Origin of the sequence: Streptomyces sp. NPDC046862 (assembly GCF_040704615.1) — a bacterium.
Taxonomy (GTDB): domain Bacteria; phylum Actinomycetota; class Actinomycetes; order Streptomycetales; family Streptomycetaceae; genus Streptomyces.
Map to the genome: position 1 here is coordinate 1 of NZ_JBEYXP010000135.1, position 1,222 is coordinate 1,222.

1 protein-coding gene is annotated in these 1,222 nt (G+C 66.1%); it reads left to right on the forward strand.

The genetic code is table 11. The features are described from left to right. The first annotated feature begins 164 nt into the window (after positions 1-164). On the forward strand, positions 165-1,214 hold the full coding sequence (locus AB0959_RS52975) for a hypothetical protein (RefSeq protein WP_366834212.1): 1,050 nt from the start codon (positions 165-167) through the stop codon (positions 1,212-1,214). Positions 1,215-1,222: the final 8 nt, after the last annotated feature.

The following is a 1,222-nucleotide window of genomic DNA, read 5'->3' on the forward strand; positions in this document are numbered from 1 at the left end:
GGAGTAACTGCCTTGTGTGCTTGAGAGTTTGATGGTCCGTTGCTGCGGGCTGTTCAGGAGCGGTGGAGTTTGGTTTTGTTATGGTGACGGCGCTCGGGGGCTTTCGTGGGCCGACCGGCTTCTTGTATCCACTGCCGTCGCAAGCAACTTGGGAGGCCTCTGACGTGTCGCAGTCGTTCCTCTACCACTTCCATGGTCTGGGTCAGGTCGACTTCTCGGAGATGAGCGCGGCCGATCTGCCGAGACTGGAGGCGTTGTCCGAGGAGCGTGGGCTGGAGATCGTGCCTACGGTGTATCTGCGCCGCCCGGCGCTGGCGGCGTTCGAGGCGCTGGTGCGGGCATATGACACCTACCGGGCCGATGTGCCGAACACCCGGATACGCGGGTTCGCGGTGGAGGGCCCCATGCTCGGCCCCGAGGGAGGTATTCCGCGGGCCGGGGTGTGGACACCGACGCGCGCGGAGTGGCAGCGGCTTGCCGAGCTGGGCCGGCACGGGCTGCGCTACATCGTGATGGCTCCCGACGCGATGGAGCTGGAGGATGAGATAGCCGCCGGTTTCACCTTCGCGGACCTGCTGGTCTCCTTCTATGACAACGGCTGCCGTGTCGCGCTGGGTCACTTCCACCGTGACGCTCCCGAGCGCAGTGCGCGGCGGATGCGCGGTGTCATCGACTTCCTGCACGGGCGGTACGAGTCCTCGCCGTACCTCATCCTCACCGACCACCTGTACAACGACATGCCGCGCAACTTCCGGCACGCCTACCGCACGGCTGAGGAGCTGGCGCTGCGTGCCGAGGAGCTGCCCGAGGTGATCGGCCGGCCGTGGAGCGGTGAGATGCTGGCGGGCCTGCTGGGCCCGGTGCCGGCCGAGATGATCCAGGCCGCCGCGGAGGGCAAGCTCTTTCCGTGTATCAACTTCGACGGCTATCACGTCGACCTGGAAGTGGTCCGCCAGACGGTGGAGTACCTGGGCGCGGACAAGATGATCGCGCTGACCGATCACACGGAGACCGCCTCCATGGCTCAGGAGCCGCTCGCGGACGACGGTTCGCTGTTGTGGCGGCGTGACGACGGCAAGGTGGCCGCGGGCATGAGCGGGCCGGACCGGCAGCGCAAGAACATGGAATCCATCGGGCTCACCGAGCAGCAGATCGAGCAGATCTTCTGGGAAAACCCCCGCGCTGCCATCCAGTACACCGTCACACACCACTGACACGAGGC